The 18598-nt window shown below is 35.2% G+C and carries 20 protein-coding genes and 1 pseudogene; 9 read left to right on the top strand and 12 right to left on the bottom strand.

Annotated features, from left to right (window positions below; genetic code table 11):
• From PR725_RS15215 to cpxR, 10 genes and pseudogenes are all read right to left on the bottom strand, one after another.
• Positions 1–480: pseudogene (locus PR725_RS15215) on the bottom strand (UDP-glucose 6-dehydrogenase); the annotation flags it as partial.
• A complete protein-coding gene (locus PR725_RS15210) occupies positions 477–1349 on the bottom strand; it encodes a hypothetical protein (protein WP_272569637.1) in 873 nt (290 codons plus the stop codon). The gene PR725_RS15210 and the pseudogene PR725_RS15215, both read right to left, overlap by 4 nt.
• Positions 1346–2323, bottom strand: coding sequence for a D-glucuronyl C5-epimerase family protein (locus PR725_RS15205; protein WP_272569635.1), 978 nt, complete (start codon positions 2321–2323; stop codon positions 1346–1348). The genes PR725_RS15210 and PR725_RS15205 overlap by 4 nt, the downstream gene beginning before the upstream one ends.
• Positions 2307–3500, bottom strand: a complete 1194-nt coding sequence (locus tag PR725_RS15200; protein WP_272569632.1) for a glycosyltransferase — start codon at positions 3498–3500, stop codon at positions 2307–2309. The genes PR725_RS15205 and PR725_RS15200 overlap by 17 nt, the downstream gene beginning before the upstream one ends.
• Positions 3497–4477: a glycosyltransferase family 2 protein gene (locus PR725_RS15195; RefSeq protein WP_272569629.1), complete on the bottom strand. Its 981-nt coding sequence runs from the start codon at positions 4475–4477 to the stop codon at positions 3497–3499. Before PR725_RS15195 ends, PR725_RS15200 begins: the two co-directional genes overlap by 4 nt.
• Complete coding sequence (locus PR725_RS15190) at positions 4474–5673, bottom strand: hypothetical protein (protein WP_272569627.1); 1200 nt, start codon at positions 5671–5673, stop codon at positions 4474–4476. The genes PR725_RS15195 and PR725_RS15190 overlap by 4 nt, the downstream gene beginning before the upstream one ends.
• Positions 5666–7054: a lipopolysaccharide biosynthesis protein gene (locus tag PR725_RS15185; protein ID WP_272569626.1), complete on the bottom strand. Its 1389-nt coding sequence runs from the start codon at positions 7052–7054 to the stop codon at positions 5666–5668. Before PR725_RS15185 ends, PR725_RS15190 begins: the two co-directional genes overlap by 8 nt.
• A 607-nt stretch (positions 7055–7661) precedes the next feature.
• Positions 7662–9101 (bottom strand): capsule assembly Wzi family protein, encoded by a 1440-nt coding sequence (locus PR725_RS15180; protein ID WP_109912958.1) that lies wholly within the window; start codon positions 9099–9101, stop codon positions 7662–7664.
• Between the two features lie 477 nt (positions 9102–9578).
• Positions 9579–10949 (bottom strand): envelope stress sensor histidine kinase CpxA, encoded by a 1371-nt coding sequence (cpxA, locus tag PR725_RS15175; RefSeq protein ID WP_004906999.1) that lies wholly within the window; start codon positions 10947–10949, stop codon positions 9579–9581.
• Positions 10946–11644 carry an envelope stress response regulator transcription factor CpxR gene (gene cpxR / locus PR725_RS15170; protein WP_004907000.1) on the bottom strand — a complete coding sequence of 233 codons (699 nt, stop codon included), beginning with the start codon at positions 11642–11644 and terminating at the stop codon, positions 10946–10948. Before cpxR ends, cpxA begins: the two co-directional genes overlap by 4 nt.
• A 150-nt stretch (positions 11645–11794) precedes the next feature.
• Here cpxR and PR725_RS15165 point away from each other — a divergent pair, with 150 nt between their 5' ends.
• The gene (locus PR725_RS15165; RefSeq protein WP_164529273.1) at positions 11795–12382 is read left to right on the top strand and encodes a Spy/CpxP family protein refolding chaperone; all 588 of its coding nucleotides are present in this window, start codon (positions 11795–11797) and stop codon (positions 12380–12382) included.
• 269 nt (positions 12383–12651) lie between these two features.
• Here PR725_RS15165 and PR725_RS15160 read toward each other — a convergent pair whose 3' ends face one another.
• Both PR725_RS15160 and PR725_RS15155 read right to left on the bottom strand, forming a co-directional pair.
• Positions 12652–13623, bottom strand: coding sequence for a phage integrase (locus PR725_RS15160; RefSeq protein WP_272569622.1), 972 nt, complete (start codon positions 13621–13623; stop codon positions 12652–12654).
• Between the two features lie 66 nt (positions 13624–13689).
• A complete protein-coding gene (locus PR725_RS15155) occupies positions 13690–13989 on the bottom strand; it encodes a helix-turn-helix domain-containing protein (RefSeq protein ID WP_210847156.1) in 300 nt (99 codons plus the stop codon).
• 115 nt (positions 13990–14104) lie between these two features.
• On the opposite strand from PR725_RS15155, the gene PR725_RS15150 reads away from it, so the two are divergent.
• The 8 genes from PR725_RS15150 to PR725_RS15110 all read left to right on the top strand — a co-directional run.
• Positions 14105–14395: a Cox family DNA-binding protein gene (locus PR725_RS15150; RefSeq protein WP_210847155.1), complete on the top strand. Its 291-nt coding sequence runs from the start codon at positions 14105–14107 to the stop codon at positions 14393–14395.
• Between the two features lie 185 nt (positions 14396–14580).
• Positions 14581–15015: a DUF5347 family protein gene (locus PR725_RS15140; protein WP_272569619.1), complete on the top strand. Its 435-nt coding sequence runs from the start codon at positions 14581–14583 to the stop codon at positions 15013–15015.
• Positions 15016–15086: 71 nt separating this feature from the next.
• Positions 15087–15308, top strand: a complete 222-nt coding sequence (locus PR725_RS15135) for a DUF2732 family protein (RefSeq protein WP_165880734.1) — start codon at positions 15087–15089, stop codon at positions 15306–15308.
• The gene (locus PR725_RS15130; protein WP_272569616.1) at positions 15301–15522 is read left to right on the top strand and encodes a TraR/DksA C4-type zinc finger protein; all 222 of its coding nucleotides are present in this window, start codon (positions 15301–15303) and stop codon (positions 15520–15522) included. Before PR725_RS15135 ends, PR725_RS15130 begins: the two co-directional genes overlap by 8 nt.
• A gap of 1 nt (position 15523) precedes the next feature.
• Positions 15524–15847 carry a DUF3850 domain-containing protein gene (locus PR725_RS15125; RefSeq protein WP_272569614.1) on the top strand — a complete coding sequence of 108 codons (324 nt, stop codon included), beginning with the start codon at positions 15524–15526 and terminating at the stop codon, positions 15845–15847.
• Entirely contained in the window at positions 15837–16643 is an 807-nt protein-coding gene (locus tag PR725_RS15120; protein WP_272569613.1) for a DNA adenine methylase, read from the top strand. Before PR725_RS15125 ends, PR725_RS15120 begins: the two co-directional genes overlap by 11 nt.
• Positions 16643–16966, top strand: a complete 324-nt coding sequence (locus PR725_RS15115) for a DUF5405 family protein (protein WP_272569611.1) — start codon at positions 16643–16645, stop codon at positions 16964–16966. Before PR725_RS15120 ends, PR725_RS15115 begins: the two co-directional genes overlap by 1 nt.
• A partial coding sequence (locus PR725_RS15110; protein WP_272569609.1) for a replication endonuclease occupies positions 16959–18598 on the top strand: 1640 nt, incomplete at its 3' end. The genes PR725_RS15115 and PR725_RS15110, both read left to right, overlap by 8 nt.

The following is an 18598-nucleotide window of genomic DNA, read 5'->3' as shown; positions in this document are numbered from 1 at the left end:
CACCACGATACGGGAAGGATGCAAGTTATCCCACAAAGCGCGGCCTTCACGTAAAAATTCAGGGGAGAAAATCACGTTGGTATAACCAAATTCTTCACGTAAACGTGCAGTAAAGCCCACCGGAATAGTGGATTTCACGATAATCGTTGCTTCAGGGTTAATGCCATTCACGTCATGAATAACAGATTCAACTGACTGGGTGTTAAAATAATTGGTTTTGGGGTCATAGTCAGTTGGTGTAGCCACAATCACGTACTGAGCGCCTGTGTAAGCCCCTGTTTTATCTTCTGTAGCGCGAAAATTGAGGGTCTTTTCCGTTAAAAACTGCTCAATTTCTGCATCAACAATCGGTGATTGATGGTTGTTTAACATCGCCACTTTTTCAGGGATGATGTCCACCGCAACCACTTCGTGGTGTTGTGACAGCAACATGGCGTTAGATAGGCCGACGTAGCCGGTTCCTGCGATTGCTATTTTCATGAATTATCCCTATCGAGAAATTTAGTAAGATCTATATTGTAATAATTTATTAAATTTAAGAGTTGCTTATTATTATTAATACCTTGATTTGATATATTCACTTTTCGTAATGATTTAAACTGTGTGCCGAGTATTGGAGTAAAGTGTATTGACTTTTTATATATTAAAATGCAACTAGTATCATTTAGTAAAGACATTATCCTATACCAAATATCATCGGCATTAGGAGCTAAAGATAAAAATAGTGCTGAATTAAGAACATCATGATGTAAAGATCGCGGAGGATATAAAATACCACTTACACCAGTAGGAATTACAAGCATGAGAGGCTTGTACGGAATGGGAGGTGAAAATAAGGTATAGTCTATCGGCTCTCCATTTTCATTAAGTAGAACTCTGTGCCCTCTTGCATATAGTATATTATTAGGGTGTTCTTTATGTTCGATATAGAAATTATTAATCCAATCATTAGGGTAAATAATATCGTCATCTGCTGTTAATATAGGATGAGAAGGGTGATTTTTGAGCGTATAATGTAACTTTTTATAGGATTTGATATTGTCCTTAACAAATTCAATATTCAAACCTCTATTTTTTTGTTTTTTTAGTAACCAAGGTATTTTTTTGTTTTCAAATTCATTCTCAGATAGATATAAAATCACTTTATATTTCACGTTAGTTTTCTGAGCGAGTATTGATTCAATTGTTAAAAATATAGTTTTTATTCTGGCTGGAAATGTTGTTAGGGATACTATTATCTCATAGTCATGATCGTCATTTTTTCGGTTGGAAAATAAACAGGTAATGAAATAATAAAAAGACAGATAAAAACTTTTAAATAACAAGGATATTTTTTTTGGTAAAATCATTTTTTTAACCTGAAAAGTATTTTTCTTACTAGAGATAAAATTCGATAAAAAACATTATTTGCTTGCTTATGCCATTTTAATGCTAATTGATTAAATGAATCAACTTTAGTAATATTAAATAGAATTTTCAGCTGTTTTATGTGCAGTTTATGATAAAATAAGCTACTGATATTGAAGTGTTCATCCCAAATATCATATCTACTCCAGTGATAGGTTTCCCAGCGAAATAAATTTCTCTCTAAAATTAGAATGGATTGATTAAACAAGTCATTATACTTTTGATATTCATTAATATATTCTTGTTTATTTTTTAGTACTCTTAATAAATCAAATATTGCAAATATTGCAAAAATATGACCATTTAAGACAATTGAGTTACTCTTTGTAGTGTACTCTTCAAAAAATATATCATTATTTATAAAAACAGCTACACCACCATCTCCTTTAGGAACTAAGAAACTTTCAGCACCAAGTAATGCACTTTGAAGATATTTAATATTAGAAGTTAGGTAATATGCTCTTATTAGTGTGGAGATACCTTTAGCCTGAGATAAACAAGAGGACCATTTATTATCTAAAGCAAATGTGTGCATAGGGTAACGATTTACCCATATACCATTACACGTAATATATTTTTCTTGATTTTGTACAAACCAATCAGCAATTACAATAAATTTATTGTAGTGATTTTTATTATTTGTAGATAAATATTCCTGGTAAGCACCTAATGCATAATGACCCAAAAATATTGATGAATAATAATTTTTTCCATCAGAACCACGATATAATGGAATTTTATTATAGTCATAATCACCATTAAATTCAGTATATTTACGTGATAAGTCCCAATAATAATTAAGGTTAGGTTCATAATCAATTATTTTATAATCAATGTGCCAATAATCCTCTTTATTAAAGCCGAAATAATTAAGAATTGTATCTAATGACTTATAAGAATTAGTAGCTTCTTTCATTATTAGTACCTTTTAATATTTTGTCATATTGATTTATCATTTCGGTAATGTTGAACTTATATGTAGAAGATACCAGGACTTCTTTATCAAATGAAATTTCGTTTGATAAGACCATACACATACTCTTAGCTAAAATTATTTCTTCATTGTAGTAGTTTGCGGTTATATCATAAATACCATTTAAAGGTGGGGTAATTATGCCTAATTCAGTTATTAGTGATTCATTATGCTTAATTGTTAATTCTTGAGCCGTTTTGCCAGCAATTACTTCTGTAGCGCCACCGCAATTACTTGTAATAACTGGAATACCTAAATGTAAACTTTCAATCACTACGCCAGGAAACCCTTCAAAAATCGAACTTAAAATAAGAGCTTTTGATTTTTTTAAATACGGATATGGATTAGATTTATAACCAGTAAAAATAACATTGTTTTCTAATTTGTATTTAGATATTACATCAAGTAATATCGATTGTAAGTTATCTTTTTCGTATGTACCAATAATATACAGCTTAACATTTGGGAAATCTTTTTTAACTATACTCAATGCTCTTAATAAATGAAAATGTCCTTTAGCGAAAGTAATCCGACCAATTGAAATGAAATCTATGTTATCGTTAATTACTTTATCATTTGATAGCTTAACGATACTTGATAAGTCATGGCCATTATAAATAGTTTGTGCTGCAATGCTATTTTTAAATATTTGATTAAAATCATTCTCTACTGTTTTGGAGACACATATGACTTCATTAGCTTTATTATATAAATATTTTGCTAATATTGTAGATATTTTTCCATAGACACCTTTAGATTTGTTTTCTATAGACAATTGGCTGTGAATTGTAATTATAGTTTTTATTTTATTATTTGAGCCCAGGATATTTAGTATATTACAGCGTTCACCAAAACTGATACAAATATCAATATCATTCTCATATAAAATTTTTCTTAATTTTATAAGCCGTTTTAAAAAAACGAAGAACTTACCTATAATTCCTTTGCCCAGATTCTGCTCTAAAATAATTGGAGGGACTTTAAATTCATAAGACTCGGGTTGGCTCATTATAGAGAATATATATTGATTATATTCTCTAGGTAAATTTAAGGAAAAGTTGGAAGATATCTTTTCAATACCACCATTTGATAGTTTTGGGACAAGTATTAATATATTCATTTTTTTAATATGTTTTTTAAGTGTTTGTATGTTTTATAGGAAAACAAATAAAATTTTGGGAAAAAAGTGAAAACAATATCTTTTTGTTTCAATATATTCATTTCAATATTGGATTTTTTTATAAAAGGAGAGATCTTTTTATTAAGAAAATGTATTGAATTTGAATAATTATTCTCTGCATAATATTGAGTTGCGATAGCACATAACTCTGAGTTTATTCGGCTATTCTTTATGCTTATAGGCAGCCTGTTTTTTTGAAAATCTATAGTGTCTAGCATTTTAATTGCATCAAATCGTCTAATATTAAATTTTTTTGTTGCGTTATTTTCATGGTGAAAATAATAAAGCAAAGTTTTATTAATTTCTATAAGGCTACTTCTATTGATAATGGAAAGATATTTTATTAAAAATAATTGATCTTCACCAAATTTTATTTTCTCATCAAATAATATTTTATTATTATGTATAATTGAGCTTTTATATACACAGGAAGAAAAACTGACTTTAGATAGATACTTACCTTTAATATAATTTATTAAAAAGGTATTAGAGGATGTATCTTTATTTAATAATAGTTCGGAATTTCTTTTTTTTGTGTGATCAGTAATGTATGAAAAAATCATTACATCATAATCATATAGATCGATTTTTTTTAAAATGTAGTTAAATGTATCAATTATAAATTGGTCATCAGCATCTAAAAACATTAGATATTTTCCTGATGATTTACTTATTCCTAAATTACGAGCACTACTTACCCCATTATTATTTTTTCTGAATAATTTAAAGTTAGTTCTGTTACTAAGAATACTCTCTATTATTTCTATGGTATTGTCTGTTGAACCGTCATCAATAAAAATGACTTCAACTTTTTCATTTTCAATGATTTTTTTTATAAACTCTAAGGAGTTATAGATCACATTAGAGGCATTATAAAAAGGAATAATAATAGATACTAGTATATTGTTATTTATCATAATAGCATTTCATAGATAGTGTTGATTAAGGATAAATGAAAAATATCGGAGTAGCTTTGGTCATAGACAACAAAATTGTTTTTAAAATCAATTATTCTAAATAACAATAAATACGTAAAATAAAAAATAACAAAAGAAATATGAGATATTAATTTATACTTAAAGTAGGTTATAAGATTGTAACTGATTAGTAATGTAACAATAATTCCATACCTATCAAAAATAGCATAATAATTAAAGGTAATAATACATAGAATTATTGAAGCAAATGTCACATTATTAAATAGATTCGATTTTTTTTCTATGTATTTAGCAAATAAAAAATGGTACAAAATCATTATAGACAGTAAGCCAATAGTTTGGATTTGTTGTACCAGTTTTCCTATTTCATTAAGTCTATTAGATGAGTTTACACCCCATTTACCAGTAATATATGTTTCTGTGCTGATTGCTTCCCAGCCAAATAATTTATTATTAACCCACTGAATAGATTCGATTATTAAAAATGAAATTTCTTCTTGAAATGGAATGCTAAATGTAATAGCAATTATTGCTATAGATCTAATGCTATAGTTTAATTTAGCTATAATCGGGTTGGCTATAATTATTAATGCAATTACGATAAGAGAAAAATGTGTTAAAATAGCAAGCAATAAGAAAATATATGCTAATTTTTGTTTGCCCTGATCTCTAAAAAATAAAGATTGCATGACAAATGCTAAACCAAGAGCAAATCGAATGCCAGTAAATAAAACTAATGGTATTGATATAAAAAACAGAATAAAAAATACAGGAAATAAAAAATTATTGTGACTACTAGATATTCTTTTAAATAAACCATTGTACCATATATAATACATAACAAAGCAAGAGATAAATGGTAAAAATGCAGGGGCTAAATTAAATAGTTTTCCGATGTAAAAAAGAAATAATAGGCTATAATCCTTTATAAAATCTACTCTTTCAAAATATATGAATACTTGGTAGTTTTCGTAATGTCGATACAGGTCATATTCAATGGGAGGTATAAAAAAATAAGCGAGAATAGATAGAAACAAGGGGAAACTTATAGCTAAACTATCTTTTTTTAAGAAAATATCAAGAATTAATTTTGGTAGAAATAAAAGTACATTAATAGATAATAATGATATATCAGTTATTATGTTTATCGTTCGTTTTTTTTTCAATTTATACATGAAAAACTCTATATTTTTTTTGTTTAAGATAGATATAATAAAGCAAAATTAGTAGTAGGATTATTTTGACTAGTATATGAATGCTAATAATGGAAGCTATTACAGGATAGGCAAACATAAGTAAACTTGTTACTACTATTCTAAATGAGTTGAAGGAAATGTTATATTTACGTTTGATAACATTCATTTCTATAGTTGCTCTTGCTGTAAAACATATATAAATGAAAAAAATAGAGGCATAAACACCATAGATAGGAATAAATATTAGATTTAGAATTATACTTAAAGTAGTGGTTATAATAGTGAACAAAAGAATAAATTTACTCTCATCATTTTTATGAAAGTAATAATCTAAAAAATAAAAATATTGCATCGCTATCCCAGGTAATAGAAGTATGAAAATTTCATATAGGTTTGAATAGGATGAGGGAAAAATTATTGAGATAAGATCCTGTGAGGATATTTGTATAACAATGATTATTGGTATTAAAAGATAGAATAAATTTTCAAGTTTTAATTTAATATTATTTTCATTATTTTCATTACTTTTATATATTCTAGGTAAGATCATATTTATATATGAATTTGTTATTACACCTATGATTTTTGCTCCAGTCCCTGCCAGAGTGTAAACACCAATTGTTGAAAGAGATACATATTTTAACAATATAAATTTATCGCTAGCTTCAGTGATTTTATCAGATAGCTCTACAAATATTAGAGGGGTGCTTTTTTTTATTGTTGTGATGGATTCGGAAAAATCAAGTTTAAATTTAAGTGTTTTTATATATTGTATACCATACAGGAACATCATAAATGAAATACTTGAGATATGCCCGTAAATATATCCATATACACCTAAGGATAAATATTTAATAAGTAAAATGGTTAATCCATAAAATATAATAAAAGTGGTTAAAGTTACAATTGCGATATAGTAAAATGAACCTTTCATTCTAAAATATGTATTCATTATTACATTGATGGCAGAAATCATCGATGCAATTATACTAAAAAAAATCATTTTAGGAGAAATGTTATTGCTATTCAGATAAGAAATAAATTCATCTTTTTGTAGTGTTAATAAAAATAATATAATAACTAAAAAATATATCAATATTAATAATAGTATAGAATTAAAGGATTTTTTCCCATATTCATAACTTTTTTCCCCAAACTCTGCTTGGGTCTTCATCAATGGCATGTATACGCCAAGGCCAAATATAATAGATAAAACACCGTAGGCACTTAAGTAAATGCCTACAATTCCAAATTCAGATGAGGACAATAATCTTGTTATTATTGGAAGTAGCAGAAATGCGCCAAATTTAATAAACAAGCTAGAAATACTATATACTATAGTGCCTTTAAATATATTCATTGTGATGCTTTTTCTTTCAAAACTAACCCATAGCTACCGCACTGGGTTGTCGGGTCCCAGAGCACCATTGAATTTGTAAACGCATACTTATCAATTGAAAACATTGCATTTTTTGCTAATTTGCTCAATTGATAAGCAAAGCTTATTGTTTTTTTACCGCCAAAGGGTATGCCTCAGCATTTATTTGGTCAAGTAAAAAGCGATTAATAATACCATTAAAGCTAGTTACTGACTATCACTGCGATAGCGTTAGAGAATAGTCCTAACACAATCACCAATAGAATAAGTTATTTTAAATTATTAGGTTATAATCCTATTCTTACGCTTTGTACGCGATTAAATATTTAAGTTAAGTTATTCCTTGTATATCATTGCTTTTAGTGTGGGTTCAATAAAAGCCAGATCCTAATATTTCTATATTTATCCGAATTCCGTGTAGGAATAGATTAATAAAATGCTTAATTGATTATATTAATTAACTTGGTTGTCATAAGGGATTATATGAATGGCGTATTTTTGGCTAGAATAATAATGTTCGAGGGATAAAAAAACGGATTATGCTAAAAACATAACCCGTTTTTGATAAAATATGCTTAATATCTGCAGGCTACCACTTAAACGGCACGTTTACCGTAACGGCAGCGCCTAAATCATTGCGTGTTTCGTAATCAGTTTTAGATACCCAAACTTTCGCATCAGTGCTGACGTCATTGTCAAAGTTATGCCACCAACCGAAATCAACGCCTTTGATGGTTTCTGATTTAGGGAACAACTTGTTGCCATCAAAGTTAGATTTATTCACTTTCGCGTACATCAAGCGAGAACTGACGCGGTTGTCATCATCGAGAGTGTATTCCACTTTGGTGGTGAGCATGCGCCCGTCGCCGCCCATCGCGTGGCCTAGTGATGCACCTTGTTGGTAATAACCATTTTTGTAAATAAAGTGGCGATACATTACGCCGTCTTTGTCCCACTCAGTATGGGTGTTCGCGCCTTCAATATACCAATTTAATGGTTGGCCCCATAGTGTGTGATAACCTTCGATACCACCCATAAAGGCGTTTTTCGATGGGAAAAGGTTGGCTTCATCTTCACCGACCATTTGGCCATATAGGCTGACAGGTAGGTCGATTAACGGGTAAAGTTTCAGTTTGAAGTCTAAACCTGCCAGTTGGTTACCCGGGTCATCGTTATAGTCGCCAGTATTATCCCTACCGCCCATCGCGTTCCAGAAAGAATTCCAGTTATTAGGGCGGCCATCGCCTCCCCACATGACCACGCGAGAACCACCGAGTTCGAAGAAGTCAGTTGGGTTCATGGTCATACGTAAACCAATCAGTTTAGTGTTGGGTTGGGAAGAATATTGTTTGATTTGCCCTGCGGTGAGCTGGTATTGCCACGAACCAATCCAAGAAAGCCATGGAGTTTCAAATGGGCTTTGGTCAGCACGTTGAATTAAGAAGCCAGTAACAGGGCGAGCCGCATCGGTACGAATTAAGCTACCATCGTGGCCTGGTCCCCACCATTGTGGGATTTCACCAAAGGATACCCATTGGTTCCAAATTTTGACACCACCATATGAGCCATTGAGGTTGTAGTCAGAACCATTTTCAACGCGTAAAGCACGTTCGCCATTTGCAGTGAGGTTTAAGTCTACGTCGTCAGTGCTGTAGTTACCTGAAACGGTATAGCGAATATCACTATATTCACTCTGGGCAAAGCCCTGTGGCATAGAGTTGTGGCTAGATGCAAGGTGAGTTTCTAGTTGAACACTGTTTTTCTTACGGTCAAGGTTCTTTTTAATGCGCTGAATAATGGCTTCTTGTTCGCTATTAGTAATATTTGCATTATTTAAAGAACGTGTGATTTCTTCTTGGGATAGTGGCCAAGTTGATAAGCTAATTTGGATGACGTTACGTTCAGAAAGCCAAGCAAGGTCGCTGCGTAAGTTGTTATCGGGTAGAACTAATCCCCCCGCAACGCTTTGTGCACTTATGGCGCCGAACACAGCAAGTATGGCTAGCTTAGTGAGCTTGAATTTTTTCATTGATAAATCCATTTGAAGTTGAGTTCGCCTAATATTGAACAGGTTAATAAGGGAAAACCTGTAAATTAAATAAAGTTAAAATATGATTATTATCAGCCCACATTATAAGTATCTTAATTTGCATTGAGTTGGGCTTCTGTGCTTTCTATTAATATCAATTATCACACTTTAACTAAGTAAAACAGAATATCAGATTAATATAGTCGGTGTAGAAGTTAGTAACATATTAAGATATAAAACGATATACTTTTTGTTGGATTACCACATGGTTAATTTTAAGTATTCTTCTCTATTATTCTTTTTTTATGGGTTAAATAGTATAAAAATAGAGTTTTATATTGGTCGGGTATTTAGGAATTGTTGTTTTTAGAGGCAATATAGGACTATTCTCTATTAATAATGGTAGATGTTGATTAAAAAAATAACCCCCTTCTTTAATAAAAAGAAAGGGGGTTATTGGTAATGAATAAAGCTAATTTATCGGCCGTGTTCAGGTAGCCAGATTTGTAACCTTAAACCACCTAATGGGCTGTCATCCGCTTTCACCCAACCTTTATGTTGTGTTATGGCGGTTTCAACAATTGCAAGGCCTAAACCAGTACCGCCGGTTTCTCGGTCTCGAGCTTCATCAGTGCGGTAGAATGGGCGGAAAATGTGCTCGCGGTCAGCAGGGCTAACACCGGGGCCATCATCATCGACTGTGATGAGAATACCGTTATTTTCTTCTTTGAAATCAACGGCAATGTGTGTATGCGAATAACGTAATGCGTTACGCACAATATTTTCAAATGCACTACCGACGGCAGAAGGGTTACAATATAACGGCCAAGGCCCAGGGTGAGAAGTGACTTCGAGCGTTTTGTTCATTTGCTCAGCTTCAAAGCTAGCATCATCTAAGATATCGCCCCAAAGTTCATCGGCTTTGATATTCTCACGCAAGATTTCGTTTTTATGCTGGCTACGGGATAACACCAGTAAATCGTTAATCATGCTATCTAGGCGATGGGTCTCGGTTTCGATACGTTCGAGCTCTTTACTTTCCCCATGGCGACGGCGTAATAAGGCGGTTGCCAGTTGCAAACGAGTCAGTGGAGTGCGTAATTCATGAGAAATATCAGAGATTAAGCGTTGCTGCGCGCTAACCATACCATCAAGGGCACTGATCATCTGGTTAAAGCTATTTCCCGCAGACAAGAACTCTTGCGGACCGGCTTCTAGTTCTGGGTGTGGACGTAAATTTCCTTTCGCTACATCGTCCGCGGCCATTTTTAATTTACGAGCAGGGCGGGCGAGACTCCAAGATAACCATAATAATAGTGGAGCACTGATCAGCATGGTGGCAATCAGCAATAAGAAAGGCCTATCAAACAATAAATTAATAAAGTCAGATTGTGGGCTGCTTGCTGGGCGAACTAAATACAGTTGGTAGTGGTCTTCCCCATCACGAATGGAGAAAGGGCCGAGGATTTCGGCTCGTCCATATTTTTTCTTTTTCGGGTGATCCGCGTTATCGGACTGCCCAATAAAGTTACGTATTACCTGCATTTCACTTGGCATTGCACCAATCACGCGGCCTTCACTGGTGACGATAATCAACCGTTGGCCGGGAGGTGCCCATTTTTTGATGGCGTTAGAAATACGCCGCCACCAAAGTAGGTCATTCATCGGAGCTTGTGCGAGTTCGGCTTCAATATGCTGCTCAAGCATCTCCCCTTGGCGTTGTTCACTTTCCATCAGGACGGTGATTTGCCGAGAGTCGAGCTTGGGCACCATCAGCACTAGCATTAATACTAGTGCGAGGGTAAACCAGAAGATCGCAAAGATCCTTGCGGTTAAGCTGTTGATCATGTGGCAGAAACCATTAAGTATCCGCGGCCACGTAGAGTTTTAAACCACGGCTGGCCATCAGTGCGTTCTGGAAGTTTGCGGCGTAAGTTTGAAATATGCATATCAATAGCGCGGTCAAACGGTGTTAAGCGCTTCCCAAGTACTTCTTGGCTAAGGTGTTCACGAGAAACCACTTGGCCTAGGTGCTGTGCGAGTAGATATAACAACGTAAATTCTGTCCCTGTTAAGTCCAAAATTTCCTCATCAAAGCTGGCTTCTTGGCGACCTGGGTTAAGTTGCAGTTTATCAACTTGTAAAACAGGGGTATTGCTATTGTCGCCTTGAGTTTGCTCGCTCCAGTTAGAACGGCGTAATAAAGCACGAATACGTGCTACCAGTTCACGGTCATTGAACGGTTTAGGTAGATAGTCGTCTGCACCGAGTTCTAGGCCCAGAACCTTATCTAACTCACTACCGCGAGCCGTTAACATGATAACGGGGGTCTGATGGATTTGGCGCAGTTCTTTTAATGTCTCAATACCATTTTTTTTCGGCATCATGACATCAAGTAGTAACAGGTCAATGGATGAGTCAATTTGCTGTAATGCCTGTTCACCATCATAGGCGATGACAACATTGAAACCTTCCATTTCCAGCAGTTCTTTTAACAGCGACGTGAGTTCACGGTCGTCATCAACTAATAGGATTTTATGCATTTTTTAAGTCCTCCAACTGCCAAAATACGATAACAATCTGTACGATTCCATGACTTTACGTTCTTTTACATGCTCTGACGCTAGTTTGCAGCCACAGGTGTATATTTGTTCACATTGAATCACGAGCACAGTTCGGAGACAAGGTGTCAAATGCTGAGAACAACACATAGCAAAGTACATAATACAGTACATAAAACCGCAATGTTAGTTTTAGCTTCTGCGTTTGTGTTCGGACCAGCGGTTGCTTTTGCAGAAGAGCCACAAAGTGCTGCAAATGAAAGTTCAACACCTTTGATGTTACAGATGCAGTCCGAGCCAACAACTAAGCCAACAGGCAATGCGGTTGTGCCCTTTCAACATCATGAGTTATTTAGCAGTGAAGAACGAGCCAGTACCTTTATGTTTAATGGTATCACGTTAAATGAAAAACAGCGTCAGCAATTACGTGATTTAATGGCAACACAGCGCCATTATCATGTTGATAACTCTGCTTTAGTTAAAGAACGTGAAGCACTGCACAAATTAATTATAGCGGATAACTTTGATGACAAAGCGGTTCGTGAAGAACTTGAAAAACGAATGCAAAAAGAACTGGAACAACGTGTCGAAATGGCTCGAATTCACCATGAATTGTACCAGTTGTTAACGCCAGAACAGAAAACAGAGCTTGAACACATTCACCAACAAGAAATGAATCAGCATAAAATGGCAGAATTTCAAGCGATGCAGTTTCAGTAAGTTTAGTTGTTAGTACCTGTAGTAATGCAAGTTAGTTAATTTTATATCCTGAGTTCCATAGTAAGTAGTGAAGTAGCAATAAGTGAAGTTTTTCCTTGCCATAGACACCATCCCTGTCTTTTATAGCCCCTGTTAGGGGCTTTTTTTTATCTCAAAAATAAATAAATCCTTTATTTATCAATGTGATAATTTTTTATTAGGCGTCCATAAAAGTCACGAAAAATCATAAGTGTGGACAGTCCGTGGACACTTTGAACGCCTATTAATGCTTAAATACTAATACCCCCATTTAATGGATTTAAGGTAATAGCAAATTGCAAATAATCAGGGGCTAAGTGAGCATAAGCCATTGTCTGTTGAATGTTGGCGTGACCTAATATTTGTTGCAGCGCAACAATATTGCCACCATTCATCATGAAGTGACTTGCGAAAGTATGCCTAAGAACGTGCGTAGCTTGACCGTCTGGCAAATCAGGTTTTACAGCTTTTAGTTTCAGCCTGAAACTTTCGTAATCAACATCAAACAATAAGCCGGTTTGCTTAGTTTTTATCTCCTTTTCTAATTCCTCAGAAATAGGAACTATGCGTGATTTCCCATTTTTAGTTTTCAGAAAAGTAACTCGCCCATTTTTTACTTGTTTACTCTGTAGTGTTGCTGCCTCTCCCCACCTTGCACCTGTGCTCATACAAAATATTGCGATTTTCTTTTCTTCTGATGATAGCTGAGATAGCAATAAACTAATTTCATCATGAGTTAAGAATGTCATTTCAGGTGGTGTTTCTTTGAGAGGTGGCAAGCCGTTAAGTGGATTATCTGCATTAAACACCTCAAGCTTTTTAAGTGTAGAAATCATGCCTGATAAACGATACATATCGCGATTAATAGTCGCTGCACTTGTTCCACTTAGTAACCTATCACTACGATGCTCAAGTAATACTTGTTTATTCAATCTGTTAATTGCGGGGTCACCAAGAAACTTAATTGTTTTTTTAAGTTGTCTTTTCTCTATTGAACCATTTTCAGTTGTTTGGCCATAATAAAGCCACCAAAGTTCTAATAGGTCACTTAAAAGCCGCCTATCTGCTTTCGTTCCCGCTTTTTTAGCATTTGCCATTGTGTAACGCTCAAAGGCAATCGCTTCTGATTTTTTATCAAATGTTTTCCTGATCCGATTTCCGTTCCGTCCAAGAGGTCTAATGTCCACCATATATCGACCATCATCGGTTTTTTTAATTGGCATATTGCAGCCCTCCGATGTGGCAAAGCGACTGGCTATCAATCCAGTCTATAAACTCATAATGTAGATCTAACCAATTTTCCTTTCGGATTGGGATGACGTTTTGTTTTCTTGCCCATCAGGGGAGAGAGACGGACTAATTTGGCCTGCGGACTCAAATGTTTCATTGATTGTTAACCACATTGCATACTTCTTAAATTTTTCGGCTTGTATTACCGACTCCATCGTTGATGCTCCGGCGGGTTGATGCCCTGTTTCGTACTTCTTTATTGTACTCAGGGAGATACCTGTTAAATCAGCAAACTCTTGTTGAGTAAGTTTTTCTGATTTACGTATGAGTAAAAGTTTTTTTGCATAATCTATTGACATGGTTCTACCTAAAGAACTATTCTTGGTTCTAAATTTAGCACCCAAGAGGTTAAAGAAAAGCCTACAAATGCAAAACTAAGCATCTGTAAGCGTCCAACAAAGGAGATTATGCCACATGAACACTAAAGAATTAGAAAAGTATTTGCAGGTTCATTACCCAGTTGATGCGGTTCCTTATAAAAAATTCGCTGATCTGATCGGTAAAAGTGAATCAGCAGTAAAAAATATGGTTGAGAGAAATAAGTTACCGCTGATTGTTTGGCAGAATCCAGATCATGAGGGTGATGTTAAAGTCCGTGGTGAAAACTGGGTTTATATCCCTGAATTCAACCGCGCAATGCGTGATGCATTTCTTAATAGACCAAAAGAACAACGTGACGCATGGTTATTATGGGTAGGGCTGTAATATGCAAATATTGCAGCTTAAATCTCATTGTTTTATTTATCGTGGATTCACGATTAAAAAAATTCCGCGGAATAAATTACGCCAGATAACGCGCTATCAAGTTTCACAGAATGAGCAATCATTCGGGTTATTTGATGCAATGGCAGAAGCAACAAAATATATAGATAAACTTTACGGGGTTTAATATGGGTAACACGGCGATGAAAGAAATAGATAATAAAGGCGAGAAAGTAAATACAGCCGAGATTATTAGTTTTCAATCAAAGCTGGCTGATGCCCCTAACATAAAAAGAAAGTCTTATGATCGGTACTCTAATGATGGAGGAACACTCACAGAGCGCACCACAGCACTGAACAAAGCGGCAGAGTTGAGAACTCAGTTACTACAATGCCGTAATGAAGAACCAACAAATCAACAATTATCAGGTTTCATTGATTACTTACGTAAACAAGATAAAAGAATATTAGATATGATTTTTCATCTTGCAAATTTAAGCGATAAAAAAGAAATGAAATTTGATGAATTAACTATTAGCGAACAGAAGCAATTTATTAATGCACTTAATAAAATAAAGGCATTAAATGCATTGTTACCAACACATATAGTAATGCCAGTCTAATTAATTTAATTATTAAAAATAATGACGTTTATTCGTCAGGGCTTTTTACAATCAAAATATAGGTAATGAACATGAGAACATTTCCTGATCCAATATTTACCCCTGTAGCAGAAAACATAAAAGCTAACAGAGAAGATGAGCGCAAATCACTTATTGGCGGGTTTGCTGATCGCCAGCGTTCACTAGCTTACAAGGTTTTAAGTGAAAAACTGAGTTATGGAGAAATACATCAGTTATTGATGAGTGAAGCTGACTATTTAGAAAACCAAGCGGCGGAGCTAAATCATGTTTAAAGAAATTGACCGCGCTAGCGACAACGAAATGTTAATTCGTGAACAACAAATAAAAGCGATTACTGACCGCCCGCGTGGGGTGTCTGCTTTTTTTTGTGAATGTTGCGGAAAGCCAATCCCAGAAAGCCGCCGTATTGCGTCCATTGGTTGCACTTTGTGCATTGACTGCAAAACGGTATCTGAGCTTAAAAGCAAACATTATCGGAGTGTGTGAGATGGGTGATATTCATGAATTAAAATGTTTAGAGAAACATTTCAAAGCTGTATTGTCAGGGGGAAAGAAAGCAGAATTTAGACGTAATGATCGAGGTTTCAAAACTGGCGACATTATGGTTTTAAATGAAGTTATTGAAAAAAAATATAGTTCTCTTGTCACGGATGGTATTTTTCATGACTATGAAAAAACTGGCCGTAAGATAATTTGTTTAATTCTAGATGTAACCAATGTTAATGATGTTTATGTTGAATTAGAAACGTTACCTCAATTCGCGCTGATCTCATTTCGTGTTATGCACGTAGAGGTTGATTATGGCGCATAAAACAATCCTCAAATGGGCTGGCTCTAAAGTTCGTATTATGGAGCAGCTACGCCCGCACTTACCTAAAACTAAACGCCTAGTTGAGCCGTTCGCAGGCTCATGCGCTGTGATGATGAATACTGACTATGAGCAGTATTTAATTGCTGATGTTAATGACGACCTAATCAATTTGTATTTAATGATACAGAACGATACCGAGTATTTTTTAAAAAAAGAACTTGAATGGCCTAGTTTAAATACTGAATTTAACTATAAAGCTCAACGTATTTTATTTAATACCTTGAATAAAGATAGTTTCAATCATCCATTTCGGTTTTTATATCTAAATCGTCATTGTTTCAATGGGCTGTGTCGTTATAACTCAAAAGGGGAATTCAATGTACCCTACGGGCACTATAAAAAATCATATTATCCAATAAATGAAATTCTTGCTTTTTACGATAAGGCGATGAATGCGAGCATTGTTTGTCTTGAATGGCAAGACACACTTTCTTTGGTTGATGATGGTGATGGTGTTTATTGTGACCCGCCGTATATGGCTGGGCGTGATTGTTTCACTCAATATCATACTGCCGGCTTTACCGATGCTGACCATGAAGCGTTAGCGATTACATTAAAAGATATTAATGATAGTCAAGGCAATCCGATCACTGCCTCTAATTCTGTGCTTGCAAAATCGCTTTACGCTGACCTTGGTTTCACTATTCATGAAATAGAAGCACCGCGCACAATTGCGGCTAGCGGTTGCCGTAAACCGGCAAAAGAAATTATCGCGGTTTTAGAGGGGGTTAAGTAATGATGCTTGATCCTATCAATGGTGTTTACATTAGCGGCACACGTTTTGCTATTCAGCGCCATGTTGTTACTGAAAACAATAAAATTATCTGGCGGTTGCTGTCATATAACCGTCGTACTCGTTGTTATAGCCTCGTTTGCTGTCATTCCGATCCGTGGATGCTGGCAATTGATTTAGTTTCTTATCATGTTCAAAACGTTAAAGGGCGAGGCATTAAAACATTAGATGTTTATCGTGAGGCGGTAGATGTCATTTCTCGCCGGTGTGAAACTGCGATTAATCTTTTAAGACCTGAAACATTAGGCGGAGCACTTAATGTCTAAGGTATTAGATTTCACCACGTTACCGCTGACTTATACCGCGGATATGGCATTTCCTTATCCGTGGAATAAGCCAAAAGATAATGATTACTATAAATCTGATATAGAAAGACCGCTTACCCGTGAACAAATTGTTCAGGGGCAAGCGATTTTAAGTGATATTCAAACCTTGCCGCGTGTTCTGCGCTATCGCTATCAAAAACACTATGACAACTTATTAAAAGAAAGTGGGCTACGTAAAGCCTACGACTTTTTATATTACCGTTTTCATGAGCAGATATGGCAAAGATTACTTGTTATCAATGCACGTTATGAAATTGAAACAAAAGCATTATTAACAATATCAACTCGTTTATCGCCTGATGTTAGCCAATATAACCGATTGTTTGATTTGAATGATAAATCGGTGAAAAAGTTGGCTGAAATTATTGCTGTCGGTTTCTCTAATTTGTATGAAATCTATTGCGATAAGTTTACAGAACAGAATAACGGTGATCGTGAAGTTATCTATCAAGATTCAGTACAAACAGAAATTTACGCACGTTTGGCTGAGTTGGTGAAAGGGCTACATGTTGCACCGCTTCATTATAAAGCCTACTGCCGAGTTTTGAAAAATCGCAAAAAAGGCAAAGGTAAACAAAATCTAGAAGTTAGAAAAGTGATAGCGGCTGTACAGCGCTTGGTTAATGCGGACTTTTGGTGTCGGAAGTTAAAAGCCCATCGCACTCAATGGCTAGAAGCCTTAATGATTGCCAATATGGATGTTTGCCAGAATCGCAACCCATATGCGAGTAAACAGGCTATTCGCGCAGTGCAAGCGCAGCGTTTGTCTAATATACAATACCTACAAGGCATGGATATTCAGGATGTTGAAACCGGTGAACGCTTTGATCTGTTCGATAAAGTGATGGCGAGTGTTTCAAATCCTGAAATTCGCCGCATGGAACTTATGGCTCAAATGGCGGGGATTGAACGCGTAGCGAAAGAACGTGGTGATATTGGTATGTTTATTACCATGACTTGCCCGTCAAAATACCACCCAACAAAGCTACGTAAACGCAAAAAAGACGTGATCGCAGTACTTAACAGCAAATGGAAAAATGAGGCATACACACCAAAGGACGGGCAGCAGTACTTAGTCAAAGTTTGGTCGCGTATTCGTTCAGCATTTAATGACAATAACATTGATGTTTATGGTGTTCGTGTTGTCGAACCGCATCATGACGGCACACCACACTGGCACATGTTGTTATTTGTTGATAAAGCAAGCCGGGCAAAAGCTATTGAGATTATGCGCAAACGTGCATTAAAAGAAGATGGTGACGAGGCCGGCGCACATAAATACCGTTTTGAATGTAAACACATGAACCGCGGCGGCGCAGTAGGCTATATCGCAAAATATATCGCTAAAAATATCGACGGTTACGCCCTTGATGGTGAGATAGACCACGAAACCGGTAAAGATTTAAAAAGTATGGCGGCGGCTGTTACTGCGTGGGCTTCAACTTGGCGTATACCACAATTTCATTTCTATAAACTCCCATCAAAAGGCGCTTATCGAGAGTGCCGTCGTTCTTGTTTGCGTGGCGTTTCTATTGCTGATCAGCTTGTGGTGAAGTTGCAGAGCGAGTGCGC

It is taken from the genome of Providencia sp. PROV255 (assembly GCF_028478065.1).
GTDB lineage: Bacteria > Pseudomonadota > Gammaproteobacteria > Enterobacterales > Enterobacteriaceae > Providencia > Providencia rettgeri.
The sequence above is the reverse complement of the archived record's forward strand: the minus strand, read 5'-3'. Positions and strand labels throughout refer to the sequence as shown.